The sequence below is a fragment of the Bdellovibrio sp. HCB274 genome, from assembly GCF_047306075.1.
GTDB lineage: Bacteria > Bdellovibrionota > Bdellovibrionia > Bdellovibrionales > Bdellovibrionaceae > Bdellovibrio.
This window is the reverse complement of the sequence record NZ_CP178623.1, coordinates 799,764-815,101: the sequence shown is the minus strand read 5'-3', so window position 1 is coordinate 815,101 and position 15,338 is coordinate 799,764. Positions and strand designations below refer to the sequence as shown.

The following is a 15,338-nucleotide window of genomic DNA, read 5'->3' as shown; positions in this document are numbered from 1 at the left end:
AATCCAATAATAGTAAAATTAAAAAGGCACGGTCGAGTCCGTGCCTTTTTTTATTCTTAGTGCTTCTTGGTTTTAGAGCGGGTTTTTTTAGCAGCCTTGGCGGTCTTTCCAGCGGCAGATCTTTTCTTATTTACGGTCGCCCAGGCAATCTGCTCTGAACGCTTCGCGGATTTTCCCGTCGCGCGTTCGCTGTCCTTGATGTGCTTGGCCATGCGGTCTTCTTTGGCAGTGTGAGTACTCGTGGATCTTGGCATTTCAGTTCTCCTTTTCCTCAATTGCGCCATATTATTCATATTTCGCGAACAGGAAAGATCCTGATTGTTCGCACTGTTCGTTTCCTTTTGAGAAATTATTTTCGGGGCGATTACTCAGGTTTCGAAACCCAAACCCTTGAATGTGCAAACAAAGTGGAAAAAGAAAAAACAGAATTATCCTGTTTTTCCATTTCTGTGAACGAAGTATGCAAAAACGGTTTTGCTTTTCGTCGCAGCTTTTTACAGGACCTTTTTGTTCCTCGTACCCCCATTTTTATTTTTCCGGAATGACTCTATTCTGTTTCTGGACCAATAACCGGAGGACCCATGAGATTAATCACTTCATTACTGGCGCTGTCACTTACGACAAGTTTGATTGGCTGTGGTAGTAATTTTGAAACTTTAGAACGTTCCTCTGCCGACAGCTCTTCACAAGGTGCCCAAAGCACCCCTAACATATCAACTCCTACAGTCGCAGCCCAATCAATGGTCAGCGATCTTGAGGACCAACTAAAAGTACAAGCATCAGGCAAGTTGTCTGCGACTCAAATCGCCGCGATTATTGCCAGCGCAAAAACCGCTCTTGATTCTGCCAATCTGGGAAACAGCAATAATATATCTGCTATTATCCCGGTGTTAATTCAAGGTGCTACCACAGGTGTAGGTACATTGAATATCGCGGACCTGGTCAGCAAATCCAATATTCTGGGATTGATCGGCGACAGTACACTGAACTCGCTGGTGAATCTTTCTGAAGACGAAGTCTCCACGGCACTTATTCAAAAAGTGACTTCCGCATTGTTTTCCAATCTAAAACTGGCAGGCATCGGCTCCAGCAGCCAAGCCACTGCAGCTAACACCATCATTCAAGCTATTCTTGGCAAACTGAGTGGCAAAGATTTTGATGTGAGCAGTCTGGCAACTGTAGTCGAAAGCCTTGCTAAGGGTTCTGTTCTTGGGCTTGGAAATCTGGGCAACTCTTCCTCTGTTTTGCAGACGATCCTGGGCAGCCTGGGTTCTGGCTCCTTGCCTGGTTTGAATCAGTTGATTGCAAAATTGGGTGGTTCTAATAACACATCCACGACTTTACAAAACCTGATCGCAGCTTTCACTTCAGGTTCAAACTCTGGTTTGAGCTCTATCGTGGGATCGGGTTCAGGCTCTTCTGCCTTAATGCAGACTTTGTTAACTGCATTGATGGGTGGAATTAAGGTTGCCGGCGCTTCTTCGCCAGCCTCCAGTGTTGTAACTTCGATCGTAGGTTCATTGCTGGGCTCATTCCTTTCTAAACTATAGTCTCAAAATTTATATTCTCTCGTTAAAAAATCCCCGCGCATCCGCGGGGATTTTGCTTTCTTGCACTGGATCTGGGAACCTCCGCCCGCTCTTCTAAAATGTGGTCAGAGAGGTGCCTATGAATACGCTCAGTCGCTCGCTCTTTAAGAGACTTACATTTGGCCTGATCGGTGGCTTGGCTTACACCATGGTTCGCGACCAGCTTCGCTTTCGTTCGCTTAGAAAATCCGTAGTGGTGATCACTGGTGGATCGCGGGGTTTGGGCTTGGTTTTGGCCAAAGAGTTTGCCCGCCAAGGAGCTTCGTTGGCACTTTTGGCCCGCGACACCGAAGAGCTTGCCCGGGCAAAAAAAATAGTGGAGCTGTTTATTCCTGGCACGGACGTATTGACTCTGGAGTGTGACTGCACAAAACCACACCAGGTGGATCAGGCGGTGTCCTCGATTCTGCGCTACTTTGGGCAAATCGATGTCGTGGTCAACAATGCGGGTGTGATTACGACAAGCCCTTTGGACAATACGACTAAAAAAGACTTTGAAGACTCCCTGGATGTGCATTTCTGGGCGCCCTACTATATGAACCGCGCCTGCATTCCGCATTTAAAAAGAGGCGCTCGCATTGTGAACATCTCCTCCATAGGTGGCGTGGTTCCAGTGCCCCATCTCGCCGCTTACTGCACTGGAAAATTTGCGCTGCGGGGTTATTCTGAAAGTCTGCGCCTGGAGTTGATGTCCAAAGGAATTTACGTCACAACCGTTTGCCCGGGACTGATGCGAACAGGTTCCGCACGCAATGCGCGGGTTAAAGGACAGTTCAAAAAAGAGCACGCGTGGTTTGCTCTGATGGCATCAGCACCCCTGATCACTATCAGTGCAGAAAGAGCGGCCCGCAAAATTGTCTCCGCCATTAAGATTGGCAAAGCTGAAACCACCGTTTCAACTCCAGCCCGAATACTGTCACTTCTTAACTCGAACTTTCCTGGAATCTATGCCGACCTCGGATCCGTGGCAAACTGGATTCTTCCCAATCCGACGGAGGATTTAAGAACCACGCTGGAAGGCAAGGATGCTGAATCCATGTTCACCCGCTCGTTTGTCACCTCATTGGGTGAAAGAGCCGCTGAACGCAATAACGAGATTCCTCCGCAAACTGATCAGCTGCACTGAGGCCGTTCATGGAAGACAAGCGCTGCAAAGTTTGCGAAGAAATTCTGCCGGATTCAGGTTCATCGTTCTTTGTTGCGTGTAAAAACTGCGGCACGATAAACCACGTCGGCAGCAAGGCCGGCCCCCTATTAAGTCTGATGTGCGCAACGTCGGCCTTAATTCTGTATGTGCCCGCGAACCTGTTGCCGTTCATGTCGCTCGAAGTTTATGGAAATAAAAATACCGCGACGATCTGGGAAGGAATTGTGACCTTGAGCCAGGGTGGTTCCTGGGGAATTGCTATTGTCGTGTTCCTGGCAAGCATTCTGATTCCTTTTGCCAAACTGATAATTCTTTTTTACCTGGGGTTAAGTGCCAAGTCCCAGGGCCAACAGAAATTAAGAACGCGGCTATATAATATTGTCGAGGTCATTGGCCGCTGGTCGATGCTGGATATTTTTTTGCTGGCGGTTCTGGTGGCAGTCATGAAAATGGGGCCCTGGGCCCACGCTGAACCGGGCGCTGGCGCCTGGATCTTTGCGCTGGTCGTAATCTTCACCATGATTTCCTCGGCCGCTTTTGATCCTACAACAATTTGGAAAAACACCTATGATAAAAAATCTTAGTGCAACCTGGTACTTCTGGCTTTTCCCTTTGTTTGCCATCGGAATTTCCGGCTACCTGCTGTATGAGTATCTGGAAACCCGCGGCCCGGAAATCACCATTCGCTTTGAAGAGGGCTCGCGCATTCGCCCAGACAAAACGGAGATCCGCTTTCGCGGCGTTCGCGTTGGTGTTGTCACCTCGGTGCGAATTTCGCCTGATAAAAAAGATGTTGAGGTTCTGGCGCGCCTGGAGAAACACGCTTCAGATTTTGCCAATGAAGGTACGAAGTTCTGGCTGGAAACACCACGAGTCAGCTTTGAGGAAATTCGCGGACTGGATACTCTGGTAGAGGGAAGCTATATTTCTGCAGTCCCCGGAAGTGGAGCGAAAACGAAAAACTTTGAAGGCCGGGTCGGAACGGATCTAAAGAATCCCCTTGAGGAAACAGCTCTGTTTAAACTTGAAGCTTTGCGTTTGGATTCAGTCAGTGACGGCGATACACTTTTTTACCGCGGCATGAGTGTCGGAACCGTCACTAGGGTTTCACTTTCCAAAACCGGGCAAACGATTCAAGTGCAGGTTCGCGTGCCCTGGGAATACGCCCGTCTGATTCGTAAGAACACGGTCTTCTGGCGTAAAGCGGGCTTTCAGGCAAAGCTTGGTCTGTTCAACTCTTTCGTTAAAATGAATTCCGTAGATGCTTTATTGCGCGGAGGAATCGAGTTCGCCACGCCAACCAATGCGGGCCCTAAAGCAAAAGCCGGAACCACGTTTGTACTTGCAGCAGATGCTCCCAAGGAGTCGGAAAAATGGAATCCCGTGCTGGAGTGATAGAATACACTGGGCGAATTTATAGTCGAGTTTATGAACGATAACAACTCTGCCAATGAATTCTGGCGCTGATCGAAAAAAGTGATAAAGATAAATCAAGGCCTAATGAATTACCAAGGAGGGTGCTATGGCTGAATCACCAAGAGAACTTGTAAACGATCTTAAATCCACTGGCAGACAAGCAGTTGATACAGGTAAGAGCCTGTACGGCGAAGCCAAGTCGGAAATCAAATCGCAAATGTCAGACGCGCGGTCTCAGATGAGAAGCGAATGGGCTGATCGTTATGAAACGATCAAACACAAAGCACAGGACGCTTATGAGACGTCTGAAGACTTTGTAAAAGATCATCCGATCGCAACAGTCCTGGGCGCTGCCGCCGTAGGATTTGTCGCCGGCATGATTGCTCGTCGACGTCACTAAAGAATTAAAGGGCGGAGACACTCCGCCCTTTTTCGTATAGCAAGAGGAGGATTATATGGCACAACCAGAAGATCACCAATTGAACGAACAAAACTGGAGTCAGGTGACTGAAGAAGTCCGAAAAAAATGGGCTAATCTAAGTGACGATGACATTCAGCGGATTGAACACAACTATGATTCCCTCACTGATCTGGTTTCTTTAAAAACGGGACTGACCCACGAGGAAACCGAGGAACGACTGGATGATATCATCGCCCGCTGCGGAACCCAGACAACGATGAGCGAAGAAGAATCGAGCGCTTCGTGGAAGCAAGCTTCATCTTCACCAACTTCATCATCATCGTCGCAAAGATCAGACAGTTCTACAGGAACTCAAGGATCTGGGACTATTGAGGATGATTCAGAGGAGCAAGCTCCTTAAGAGAGCCCAACAGGACCCGCTGAAATAAAAATTCCTTTGGGGACTGGGGCGCAAACAACTTCATTCGCTCCAGCTCCGCCCGATACGAAGACTTCGCGGTAAATACACCCGCCCCCAGGGTCTTGATCAATTGTCCTTTCGTTTTACCTTTCAAGTTCAACAAAGCCGCTTGCAACACTTCTTCTTCACCGAAAAAATCACTCCCGAACGGAAATGGCTTAAACACGTCCAGAGCTTTGGCGTCAGCCAAAAACTTCTGCACTTTTTCTGGAGTGTTGTTACGGGCAGCAACCGGTAAACTCCAACGAGAGTCTACTTTGCCGTTGTCCTGTGCAGTCTTCAAAAGTTCGTCCTGAAATTGGGAATCGGTAATCATTAGCAATCGCTTGATGCATTCAGAATCGCTCTGCCCTTTTAAAAAAGCAATTCCGTACTCGGTTATAACGACATCCCGTAGATGTCGCGGAATGGTCAGATGCGAAGGGTCCCAGATAATATTGGATTCTCTTTTGCCCAACTTTTCCCGGGTGCTTTTCATCATCAGGACCGAGTAAGAGTCAGGCAGCTCGTGAGACATCGCCACAAAATTGTACTGTCCGCCCACGCCACTGACCACGTTGCCGTTTTTAAGGGTCTCAGAGGCAGCTCCGCCAAGCAAACTCATCTGCATGCAGGAATTAAAAAATCGGGCATTCTTTCTTTGCTTACGCAATGCCAGCTCGTGGGGATCATAGAGGTCATTCACTTTTGAAACCCGGGTCATCGACAGCCCCTGGTAATCTTCCTTCGGTAATTCGCGAAGCCACTGATAAAAAGATTTCGATCCCAGAAAAAACGCGCCATGCAGGAATCTGCGTTTATTCTCGTCATGATCCAGAATTTCGCGTTTTAGAATGCCGGCTTTCCGTAAGTGCATAAAACCATCCATGATCATTTCACTGGTTCCATACAGGCCACTTTCAAAAGTCGAATCGTGAAGTTCGCCGCCGGTGCCCTTGGTAAATCTGGCATCCAGTTTAGCTATTAAAGATTTGTAGTCGGAGTTTCTCTGATGTCGCAACAAAGTCGAGACTGTTAAAGCATCGGACAACGATCCTATGCCTATCTGTAAAGTACCGTTGTCTTTAACCAGTCGACTGGCATGCAATCCGATCAGATGCTCAGTTGCATCAATGGAATTTTTGGGTGGAGCGAACAGCTGATGATTTACTTCCGGTGATTCCACTATCACGTCAAAAAACTCTGCGGGAACTTCGGCATCACCTCCCAGAAACGGCAGATCCGGATGGACCACTGCGATGACCCTAAAGGGTTTACCCTGGGACTTGTAAAGCTCAACCACATCCAGTGTTAAATCCGGGTTGCAGCTTAAGCTGTAACGTCCGTCAGTGGACTTGGAGACCAATTGGAGCACACCATCCAATTTCATATTCAAAATACTTTGTGCAACATGGGTGTAATTTAAACTGATGTAGTTACTTTGAGCATGGACATTGCCCAATGTCGTTCCCGCCTGAAAATAGAACTCATGAATCGAAATATTGTCAGGCACCTGATTCTTTTTTAAATCCATGACGTATGACAGCCTGGGATAGTCATCGCCAAAATGCCGCGAGAAAAATGGTTTGGTAAATCGGGACTCGAGGTCGGTTTTTGGTTGAGGAATATCAAGGGAGAGTGCCGTAAAAAGAGTTAACGACAGAGAAGGATCAGCTTTAACCAGTTCATACACCGCGTTTATCAACTGATTCGGTTTTCCCAATCCCAAAGGAATGGCAAAGCGCAGTTCTTTCCCACATTTCTCCAGTATATACTTTTCTGCTTCCTGAATGCTCTTCAAAGTAGTCATGGATACATTTTCTTACACCCCGACCTCAAGTCAAGACGGGTCGCAAACTGATCAATGACATAGGACGTATACCCCTTGGAGAAAAAGTTGGAAAATAAAAACTCGAGGAGGACCTATGGCTCACAAGAACAAAAAAAAGCAAGGAACGCAAAAGTCTCCATCAAAACCTTCAAAAGAAAACCGGCAAAAACAGCCACGCAGCTGGGATCAGGAAACTTCTGCGGATATTCCTTATGACGATTCCATAGAGTCACCGCGCAGTCGCCAGACTCCTTCCATGTACTGACAGCAAAGGAGTCTTCATGAGTCTTGCCAAGTACAACCGCAAACGCGATTTCACCGGCACATCCGAACCCAAAGGTTTAAAGAAAGCCGCCCGAAGCAAGAATCTCTCTTTTGTGGTTCAGGAACATCATGCCAGCCACCTGCATTGGGATTTTCGCCTGGAGTGGGAAGGGGTTTTGAAAAGTTGGGCGGTGCCCAAGGGGCCCAGCATGGACCCTCATACAAAACGCCTGGCGGTTGAAGTTGAAGACCATCCGCTTTCCTATGGCAAGTTTCACGGTAAAATACCTGAGGGCCACTACGGCGCCGGAGATGTTTATATCTGGGACAAAGGGACTTGGGATCCCCTGGAAGATGCAGCGAGAGGCTTTAAAAAAGGTCATCTGGTTTTCAACCTAAAAGGAAAAAAATTAAAAGGCGTTTTCCATCTGGTTCGCACCCGTTCTCCTGGCAGAAATGCGCAGTGGCTGCTGATGAAAAAAGATGATGCTTTTGCGCGCGAGATTCCCGAGGTGAAATCCAAATCCAGTTCAAAAAGTGTTAAATCAAAATCCAAATCGAAGTCTGAACCCAAAAACCGAATCAAACGTCTTCCATTTATAGGGCCCGAGCTGGCATTACTGGTCGACGAACCACCTGCTGGCGATGAATGGCTGCACGAACTGAAATTTGATGGCTATCGGGTTCAGGCGCACGTTCACGGTGAAGATGTGAAACTATTCACCCGCTCCGGCCAAAATTGGACTGAGAAGTTTTCCAATATCGCAGAAGAGCTGGCGACCCTGGATCTTGAGGGTGCGGTTATCGACGGCGAAGTTGTCGTACTGGACCAATCCGGGCGCAGCGATTTTCAGCTGTTGCAAAACGCAATGAAAGCCGATTCCACGCGAAATATGTACTTTTACGCATTTGATCTTCTGGCCGTTGGTGGCAAAGACCTGCGCTCCCTTCCTTTGGAAGAACGCAGGGACGAACTGCAAAAAATATTTAAAAAATCTGCAAGTCACATTCGTTACAGCAGCGAACACCAGGGCTCGGGAAAGAGTTTACTGGCGTTGGCGAAAAAGCACGGGCTTGAAGGAATTATCTCCAAGAAAAGATCCAGTCCATATCGTTCTGAAAGAAATCCGAACTGGGTAAAAACCAAGTGCACCGAGCAACAGGAATTTGTGATCGGTGGTTACACCGAAAGCAAAGGCAGCCGCGATCATTTCGGCGCCCTGCTTTTGGGTGTATATAAAAACAAAAAACTTCAATATGTGGGTCGCGTGGGTACTGGATTCAATCGCCAAAGTCTGCGGGATGTTTTTGATTCATTAAAGCCCCTCGAAACCGATCACTCCCCTTTTGATATCAAATCCCCACGGGGAAAAGATATTCATTGGTTGAAACCCAAATACAGTGCCGCTGTCACCTTCGCCAATTGGACCCACGAAGGAATTCTGCGGGTTCCGGTCTTTCATGGCCTGCGCGAGGATAAACCTGTGACGCAGATTAAACGTGAAATCGCCGTAAAAACCAAAGGCAGAAGCACCAGCAAAAAAACAGTTAAAAATGCAGTGAACCCCGAAGTGTGGACCGTCTCTTCTCCGGAAAAGATTCTTTTCAGCAAAGAAAAAATCACGAAACAAAAAGTGGCGGAATACTACGCGAACGTTGCCTCTCACATCATTCCCTTAATCGAACATCGTCCCCTGTCTCTGGTCCGTTGTCCTAATGGGACAGGCAAACAGTGTTTCTTTCAAAAGCACCAGACACACATGCCTGACGCATTAACTTCAGTGAAGATGAAAGAACACGGTGGCTATGGAACTTACATGAGCCTGGATGATCCGCCCGGCTTGGCGGCCCTGGTACAAATGAATGCATTTGAAATTCACTGTTCAAACTCCCGCCATCCCGACACCGCAATTCCAGATCAGTTTGTCATGGATTTTGATCCCGGCCCGGGAGTGTCCTGGAAGACGGTGGTGGATTCCGCCTTTAAACTAAAAAAACTATTGGATGGATTGGGTCTGGAAAGCTTTGTAAAACTAAGCGGAGGCAAGGGAGTGCATGTTCATGTGCCCGTGGCTCCCGTTTATACTTTTGATCAAATCAACAGCTTCACTCATGCCCTGGCGCTACAAATGGAGCAGCAGGAACCGGACTTATTTGTTTCTAAGATGTCCAAAAAAATCCGAACTGGAAAAATATTTGTGGACTACCTTAGAAATTCCCAAGGCGCTACCGCCGTGGCTCCCTACTCTTTACGGGCCCGCCCCGTCAGCGCAGTGGCCATGCCTATCACCTGGAACGAACTTAAAAAAATTTCCAGCGGTGATCATTTTGATCTGGCCGCGGCTTTAACATATTTGAAAAAGCGCAAGAAGGATCCATGGCAGGGATATCTGGATCTGCATCAAAAGATTTCCCTGTTGGAAAAATCCGGCACAAAAAAAAGCAGTGCCAGAGAACAAATGCATTTATGAAAGGATGCCTATGACTAACATGCATAAACGCAAACCCCATCCGCCCTTTAATGAACCTCAACAAAAGTCTCCTGGATTAGAAAAGAAAATGTCAGTGGCGCCGCTGTATCGGGCTCCGCAGTATAAAGCCGCTGGAAAGCTTATCGGCAAGCGCGCATTGATAACTGGTGGCGACTCGGGCATTGGCAGAGCTGTGGCCCTGCTTTATGCCCGAGAAGGGGCCAGCGTCCTTATCACTCACCTGCCCGAGGAGCTTGTCGATGCCGAAGAAACCAGAATTGAAATTGAAGAGCTGGGTGGTCAATGCCATCTGCTTGCCGGCGATCTCTCCAAGGAGAGCTTCTGCAAAAAAGCCGTAACCGAGACTGTCAAAAGACTGGGAGGAATTGATATCCTGGTCAGCAATGCCGCTCATCAAATGCGTAAAGACGATATTTCTGAAATCACGACGGAAGAATTCGATAAAACATTTAAAACCAATGTCTATGCTTACTTTCATTTGGCAAAAGCGGCAGTTCCTCACATGAAACCCGGGTCTTGCATAATTGCCACAAGTTCCGAAACATCCTCGCGCGCTCCGGAACAACTGCTGGATTACTCCTCTACCAAGGGCGCCATCAATACATTTACAAAATCCCTGGCGCAAATGCTGGTTAAAAAAGGCATTCGCGTGAATGCAGTGGCCCCGGGACCGGTTTGGACACCACTCAATGTGGCTGACGAAGGCACCAAAAAAAGCAAAGTTAGAAATTTCGGTAAAGATCAACCGATTGGTCGTCCCGCGCAACCGGAAGAGATTGCGCCGGCTTATGTGTTCCTGGCCTCTGAAGCTGATTCCTCTTACATCAGTGGTGCTGTGATTGCAGAAATGGGCGCAGAACCGCTTTAAGCGGTTTTGCTGGCCCGTGATTTTGCAGGTGCGCGCTTCTTGGCTGTCTTTCGGGCCGCCAGACTTTTTTGCAGCAACGGCATCAAGTCCACAACGTTATCCGTGGCTTCAATGTGTTCTTCTTTAACTGGCGCAATTCGATGACCTTTGCCCGTTTTTACTTTACGCTCGATCATCTTCATCACTTCCTGATAGTACGTGTCTTTGTATTGTTCCGGCTTCCACTTACCTGTCATCCCCTCTAACAAATCCTCGGCCATCTTGAGTTCACGAGGATTGTATTTGGCGGTTTTGGCCACTTCTTTCATGTAGTGGACCTGCTTTTCGGTCTTCACCTCATGTCCAAAACGCAGAAGCTCCAACATCAGGTACTCCCCCTTGGGCATAATCATGGCCAGATGCTGTTTGATACGGATGACGATTTTTGAAACTGCGACCTTTCCTGATTTTTCGAGGGCATCGCGTAACAGGTAGTACCCTTTCTCGGCCCCTTTTTGCGGCACCAGATAATAGGGTCTTTCAAAATACATGGGATCAATTTCCTCAAGCGCCACGACGTCTTCAATATCAATGGTTTGTGAGGCCTTAACATTGGCTTTGCGGATTTCATCCTCTGTCACCAGCACATAACGGCCAGAGGAATACTCGTAGCCTTTCACGATGTTTTCGTAAGGCACTTCCTTGCCCGTCTTGGCGTTGATTTTTTTGTATTGGATTCGGGACAGATCTTTTTTATCCAGCATCGAGAAATGGATTTCTTTTTCGGATTGGGCCCCTTGCAGGGTCACCGGAATATTCAAAAGACCAAAACTGATCGAGCCCTTCCATATGCTTGCCATGACTCCCCCCGTGTTATCTTCAGGAAAAACCAAATACGAATGTTTTTGAAGACCAGAAAAGAAGGGATGTTCGACCAGATTTACAGCGCACTACATGTGCTTGCACAGTTGGCGAATTTCCTCGGTTTTAGATGTGTATAATAAAGGGTGAAACGATATCTCAGGATATGCGCAGCCTAAGAGGAATCTTGAAAAAGGATAAATCTGAATCTGGCAAAAATAAATCCTGCCAAACATAGATATCGTCCGAAGCTGGGTCTGATACGTCAGACCCACTTCCATTTTCAGGGCTTCATCTCTTTGGCTTTTCGGGATTCCCTCATCCACTGCTTTTTAAGTAAATCCGGGTTATCAGCGTTTTGAATTCCGGCGTATTTACTTTGATCATAATAGGTACTGATGCGCTTAAGAATTTCTGTTAACCCCGGGAACCTTTCGGCAACTCTATCAAAATAATGCAAAGGCGACTCACTGGCAGCCCTGTGCAGGTTATGACTATGTCCCCATTCCTGAACAGAGTTTAAAAGAGACTGCTCGGGGCTTAGATAAACCCGCGTCTTAAACAAATTCTGAACCAGCACGAAAAACAACAGCACCGCAAAACTAATGGCCACAAAACTTAGAAGCTTATACTGCCCCAGCAGCGCGAAAAAAGAATCCTGTGAACTGCGATCGAACTCCATCAGGAAATAGCTCCAACGGTAATTCATATCTTCCACAAAGAAAGTTGCGCGGTCCCACCATAATCGCGTGCCCTGATTTTTGGGACGCCAATCGATCTGTCGCGCGAATACTTCCTGATCTGATTCTGACAATCCAAAGAAATCCTCGGCCCCAATGACCAAACGCAAGGGCGCGACCCACGAAGTGGGGTCCACTCTTTTCCAGGAAGAACCATCATAGACTTCTGCCCAAGCATGGGCGTCTCTTTGGGCAATACGCCAGAAGTTTCCGATCGGATTGTACTTGCCACCCTGATAACCGACGACAACTCTGGCGGGAACTCCCAATCCGCGGGCTAACACGGCATAGGCTCCGGCAAAGTGTTCACAAAAACCCCGTCGGCGCTCAAATAAGAAACTCTCAAGATCATTAGCACCATAGGTGCCGGGGCTTAATGTATAGACAAATTTGTTATCCAAAAAGAAATTCTTCAGCAACTCCAGTCGACCTTCTGTGCTTAAGGACTTTTTATTCGCTTCAGTCACCCATTCCAAAACCCGTCCTTTCAGTTCTGGAATTTTTAAATCCAAATCCGTGGGCTTGCTGCGATCCTGATAGTCGCGCACCCATTGCCCTTGATACACCAACGTCGAAACAATCGGGCGTGAGGTTCTGAATACGGCATGACTTAGATTTGTGACTTTGCCTGCCTCAAGTGTAAGGACCTGTGTTCCTTCCAGTGCAAAAAGAAAGTTTTGGGAAGTGGGCTCAATCGCCACTTCGTAAGACACCGAGCCCTTGCCGGTCATGACTTCCTCAGGTCTTGTCCCAAACGGAGTAGGCCGCCATACCAGACCTCGCGTGGAAGTCAGTACTGAGCCCCGCCAGTATAGGTCTCGGGAATGATCAAAGGGCAGCTTATCGATCTTGGCGCGAAACGCAAGCTGCGAGCTGCCAGCAATTTCTGCAACTCTTCCGGGATTCACCTCATCCGTGAAACCGATTTGTCCATAGGTACTTCCCCGCGACATCGCCCAGGGAATCACCACACGCGGAAACGCAAAAAACAAAATGACGGCCAAAGGCACGGACAACAAAAAGATCCTGCCCAGCACGCGTTCTTTGTTCTGCAGGTTTTGTGGCAGTAACGAATACCAAATTCCCCAGAAAGCAAAAATAGAGGGCACGATCCAGTAAATATCAATGCTGAATAATGCTTTGACCGAAATCAGGATAAATCCCAGTAACGAAACAAAGCGGTGATCCCGCTCGGTCGAGTAATCCATCACGCGCAAACCACTAAGACCCAAAAGTAAGGTGTAAGATGGCTCCTGACCAACAATGGTGCGATACTGAAATAGTACCTGCCCCAACAACAATATACTTAGAATGGACGTGAAACGGCGGGATAGCCCCTGCCAATGATACTTTTCAGTACCCCACTTCCAAATCAGCATTCCCATGCTTAAAAACGAAACCCACGGCGTGACTTCCACCGCCACCATCAGCATCGCGATGACGATGGCCAGACTGAAAAAGGTTTGCGCAAAAAATTCTTTTCTCACGCAAGATCCTTTGTTTTCGTAAGAGCCAAAATCTCCAGGCAACGGCGCCAGTGTTCCCGTCCCTTGCCGGATGCAGTTTGTATCGCCCCCATATGCAGGGAATACACATAGTTCTGCACTTCCGCCTGATCAATCCACAATGCCAATTGCGAAAGGCGCGCCTCCGCGTCGCTTAGAAATTCAGTTTGTTCCCAACTGAAATTCAAAGCCGGCTTTTCTGGTTCTTCAAACTTTTTAATCAGGACTTCATTTCGGCGCGCACTGGCTTTCCAGTCAATACGTCGAACGGGATCACCGGATTGATAGATTTTATGATTTAAAAAAAGACCCAGGCTCTCCGCCACAGAATCCGCTCCCGAGCCCAGGGGAAACTCCATGATTCCGGTGCGGGCCGGATAAACCAGAACCGTACCGGGATTTTTTATCTGCTTCCATGCCTGCAAGAGTCCAAAAGGATAAGCCCCTTGAATTCTTAATGCCGGCAGTATCTGCACTCCGCGTTTTGCTGCCAACCAGGGAATGGAGAATACGGCTTCATCATCCGCTTCTACCATCGTAGTTGCAGAATCTTTGTCCTTGCGATTAAAGACGACTTGAATTTCGTAACTGGTGGAATTGGACTTATTCGAAACCTGTACACGTACTCGTCCCGGCTCTTCTGCAAAGATGTCACCCGATAAAACTTTATCAAAATGCACGGCATCCACATTGCGATTAGTAACCACCATTCCGGTAACGGCAATGGAAATCAAAAAGAAGAAGAATATGTAAATCAAATTGTTCGCATAACCCACGGCCATGAAAAATAAAACAAGTCCCATCAGACCGAAGGCCATTCCAAAACCAGTTGGCAAAATATAGGTCCGCGATTTTTTAGAGCGGGATTGGCGTCGCTTTCTGAAGAACTGCAGCCCACTCTCGACCACGTTTGATGCCATGATTGCCTCCTAAGCGGTGCCCTAAAACCGGAATCAATACTGCCTGCACATCTTCGGGACGTACATAGTCCCGCTCATCCAAAAAGGCCCAGGCTTTTGCTGCCCTTGCCAAAGACATTCCACAGCGCGTGGATAAAGGTGCCCCGTCGAAACCTTCGCGACGTGAACCTTCCAAAATATTGGCAATATAGTTTGCAACAGTTTCAGACAGTTTTACTTTCTCGATGGATTTAATTGCGGCTTCAAACTCCCCTTCAGCAAAAAGAGAAGTCATGCGTTTGATAATCGCACGGGGGTCTTCGCCCTGAAGAATTCGCACTTCCGTACCTTTGGAAGCGTAATTCAATTCCAGACTCATCAAAAAACGATCCAGCTGACTTTCTGGGAGTGGAAACGTGCCGGTTTGCTGATGGGGATTTTGGGTCGCGATGACATAGAACGGTCGCGGTAACTCCCAAGTCATTCCATCAACCGAAACCTCACCCTCTTCCATAGCCTGCAACAGAGCACTTTGCGTGCGGGGGCTGGCGCGATTTAATTCATCGGCCATCACCAGTTGCGCAAAAATGGGACCCGCATGAAATGAAAACTTGTGTTCCTGGGGATTGAATATCTGACTGCCTAAGACATCCGCTGGCAACAGATCGATCGTGAATTGTATGCGTTGAGTTTTTAATCCGGTCAGACGACCCAGGACTTGAACCAAAGTGGTCTTGCCCACGCCGGGCATATCTTCAATCAAGAGATGACCACCAGCTAACAGACAAGTGATAGCCAAACGTACTTCGGTGTCTTTATCCAACACGACTTTGGATGCTTCGGAAATCAATTCATGAAACTTTTTGCTCATGAATCAAGCGTACATC

The 15,338-nt window shown here is 47.8% G+C and carries 15 protein-coding genes; 9 read left to right on the top strand and 6 right to left on the bottom strand.

The window, feature by feature from the left end; all coding sequences use genetic code 11:
- Window positions 1-56: 56 nt before the first annotated feature.
- A complete protein-coding gene (locus tag ACLWNV_RS04050) occupies window positions 57-254 on the bottom strand; it encodes a hypothetical protein (protein ID WP_413586620.1) in 198 nt (65 codons plus the stop codon).
- A 327-nt stretch (window positions 255-581) separates the two neighbouring features.
- Here ACLWNV_RS04050 and ACLWNV_RS04045 point away from each other — a divergent pair, with 327 nt between their 5' ends.
- The 6 genes from ACLWNV_RS04045 (at window position 582) to ACLWNV_RS04020 (ending at window position 4,973) form a co-directional block, all read left to right on the top strand.
- A complete protein-coding gene (locus ACLWNV_RS04045) occupies window positions 582-1,550 on the top strand; it encodes a hypothetical protein (RefSeq protein WP_413586619.1) in 969 nt (322 codons plus the stop codon).
- A gap of 118 nt (window positions 1,551-1,668) precedes the next feature.
- A complete protein-coding gene (locus ACLWNV_RS04040) occupies window positions 1,669-2,715 on the top strand; it encodes an SDR family NAD(P)-dependent oxidoreductase (RefSeq protein WP_413586618.1) in 1,047 nt (348 codons plus the stop codon).
- 8 nt (window positions 2,716-2,723) lie between these two features.
- Window positions 2,724-3,320: a paraquat-inducible protein A gene (locus ACLWNV_RS04035; RefSeq protein WP_413586617.1), complete on the top strand. Its 597-nt coding sequence runs from the start codon at window positions 2,724-2,726 to the stop codon at window positions 3,318-3,320.
- Window positions 3,304-4,131 (top strand): MlaD family protein, encoded by an 828-nt coding sequence (locus tag ACLWNV_RS04030; protein ID WP_413586616.1) that lies wholly within the window; start codon window positions 3,304-3,306, stop codon window positions 4,129-4,131. The genes ACLWNV_RS04035 and ACLWNV_RS04030 overlap by 17 nt, the downstream gene beginning before the upstream one ends.
- 127 nt (window positions 4,132-4,258) lie before the next feature.
- Entirely contained in the window at window positions 4,259-4,552 is a 294-nt protein-coding gene (locus tag ACLWNV_RS04025; RefSeq protein WP_413586615.1) for a DUF883 family protein, read from the top strand.
- A gap of 55 nt (window positions 4,553-4,607) precedes the next feature.
- Window positions 4,608-4,973, top strand: a complete 366-nt coding sequence (locus tag ACLWNV_RS04020; protein WP_413586614.1) for a hypothetical protein — start codon at window positions 4,608-4,610, stop codon at window positions 4,971-4,973.
- Here the strand turns inward: ACLWNV_RS04020 and ACLWNV_RS04015 are convergent.
- Complete coding sequence (locus tag ACLWNV_RS04015) at window positions 4,939-6,822, bottom strand: acetyl-CoA hydrolase/transferase C-terminal domain-containing protein (protein WP_413586613.1); 1,884 nt, start codon at window positions 6,820-6,822, stop codon at window positions 4,939-4,941. The genes ACLWNV_RS04020 and ACLWNV_RS04015 overlap by 35 nt on opposite strands.
- Before the next feature lie 115 nt (window positions 6,823-6,937).
- Between ACLWNV_RS04015 and ACLWNV_RS04010 the strand changes: the two genes are divergently transcribed.
- Genes ACLWNV_RS04010 through ACLWNV_RS04000 form a run of 3 tightly spaced genes read left to right on the top strand, consistent with a single transcriptional unit; the run spans window position 6,938 to window position 10,467 of the window.
- Window positions 6,938-7,108, top strand: coding sequence for a hypothetical protein (locus ACLWNV_RS04010; protein ID WP_413586612.1), 171 nt, complete (start codon window positions 6,938-6,940; stop codon window positions 7,106-7,108).
- Between the two features lie 16 nt (window positions 7,109-7,124).
- The gene (gene ligD / locus ACLWNV_RS04005; protein ID WP_413586611.1) at window positions 7,125-9,578 is read left to right on the top strand and encodes a DNA ligase D; all 2,454 of its coding nucleotides are present in this window, start codon (window positions 7,125-7,127) and stop codon (window positions 9,576-9,578) included.
- A 10-nt stretch (window positions 9,579-9,588) separates the two neighbouring features.
- On the top strand, window positions 9,589-10,467 hold the full coding sequence (locus ACLWNV_RS04000; RefSeq protein WP_413586610.1) for an SDR family oxidoreductase: 879 nt from the start codon (window positions 9,589-9,591) through the stop codon (window positions 10,465-10,467).
- Here the strand turns inward: ACLWNV_RS04000 and ACLWNV_RS03995 are convergent.
- From ACLWNV_RS03995 to ACLWNV_RS03980, 4 genes are all read right to left on the bottom strand, one after another.
- Window positions 10,464-11,306 carry a Ku protein gene (locus ACLWNV_RS03995; RefSeq protein WP_413586609.1) on the bottom strand — a complete coding sequence of 281 codons (843 nt, stop codon included), beginning with the start codon at window positions 11,304-11,306 and terminating at the stop codon, window positions 10,464-10,466. The two genes, ACLWNV_RS04000 and ACLWNV_RS03995, sit on opposite strands and share 4 nt — an antisense overlap.
- Window positions 11,307-11,590: 284 nt before the next feature.
- Window positions 11,591-13,534 (bottom strand): transglutaminaseTgpA domain-containing protein, encoded by a 1,944-nt coding sequence (locus tag ACLWNV_RS03990; RefSeq protein WP_413586608.1) that lies wholly within the window; start codon window positions 13,532-13,534, stop codon window positions 11,591-11,593.
- Complete coding sequence (locus tag ACLWNV_RS03985; protein ID WP_413586607.1) at window positions 13,531-14,472, bottom strand: DUF58 domain-containing protein; 942 nt, start codon at window positions 14,470-14,472, stop codon at window positions 13,531-13,533. The genes ACLWNV_RS03990 and ACLWNV_RS03985 overlap by 4 nt, the downstream gene beginning before the upstream one ends.
- On the bottom strand, window positions 14,408-15,322 hold the full coding sequence (locus tag ACLWNV_RS03980) for an AAA family ATPase (RefSeq protein WP_413586606.1): 915 nt from the start codon (window positions 15,320-15,322) through the stop codon (window positions 14,408-14,410). The genes ACLWNV_RS03985 and ACLWNV_RS03980 overlap by 65 nt, the downstream gene beginning before the upstream one ends.
- Between the last annotated feature and the right edge of the window lie 16 nt (window positions 15,323-15,338).

Bases quoted from the DNA above. Each gene is read 5' to 3' on its own strand.
- ACLWNV_RS04015 (WP_413586613.1), bottom strand. From the start codon at position 6,822: ATGACTACTTTGAAGAGCATTCAGGAAGCAGAAAAGTATATACTGGAG.
- ACLWNV_RS03985 (WP_413586607.1), bottom strand. From the start codon at position 14,472: ATGGCATCAAACGTGGTCGAGAGTGGGCTGCAGTTCTTCAGAAAGCGA.
- ACLWNV_RS03980 (WP_413586606.1), bottom strand. From the start codon at position 15,322: ATGAGCAAAAAGTTTCATGAATTGATTTCCGAAGCATCCAAAGTCGTG.
- ACLWNV_RS04030 (WP_413586616.1), top strand. From the start codon at position 3,304: ATGATAAAAAATCTTAGTGCAACCTGGTACTTCTGGCTTTTCCCTTTG.
- ligD (WP_413586611.1), top strand. From the start codon at position 7,125: ATGAGTCTTGCCAAGTACAACCGCAAACGCGATTTCACCGGCACATCC.
- ACLWNV_RS03995 (WP_413586609.1), bottom strand. From the start codon at position 11,306: ATGGCAAGCATATGGAAGGGCTCGATCAGTTTTGGTCTTTTGAATATT.
- ACLWNV_RS04000 (WP_413586610.1), top strand. From the start codon at position 9,589: ATGACTAACATGCATAAACGCAAACCCCATCCGCCCTTTAATGAACCT.
- ACLWNV_RS04010 (WP_413586612.1), top strand. From the start codon at position 6,938: ATGGCTCACAAGAACAAAAAAAAGCAAGGAACGCAAAAGTCTCCATCA.
- ACLWNV_RS04035 (WP_413586617.1), top strand. From the start codon at position 2,724: ATGGAAGACAAGCGCTGCAAAGTTTGCGAAGAAATTCTGCCGGATTCA.
- ACLWNV_RS04045 (WP_413586619.1), top strand. From the start codon at position 582: ATGAGATTAATCACTTCATTACTGGCGCTGTCACTTACGACAAGTTTG.
- ACLWNV_RS04050 (WP_413586620.1), bottom strand. From the start codon at position 254: ATGCCAAGATCCACGAGTACTCACACTGCCAAAGAAGACCGCATGGCC.
- ACLWNV_RS04020 (WP_413586614.1), top strand. From the start codon at position 4,608: ATGGCACAACCAGAAGATCACCAATTGAACGAACAAAACTGGAGTCAG.
- ACLWNV_RS04025 (WP_413586615.1), top strand. From the start codon at position 4,259: ATGGCTGAATCACCAAGAGAACTTGTAAACGATCTTAAATCCACTGGC.
- ACLWNV_RS04040 (WP_413586618.1), top strand. From the start codon at position 1,669: ATGAATACGCTCAGTCGCTCGCTCTTTAAGAGACTTACATTTGGCCTG.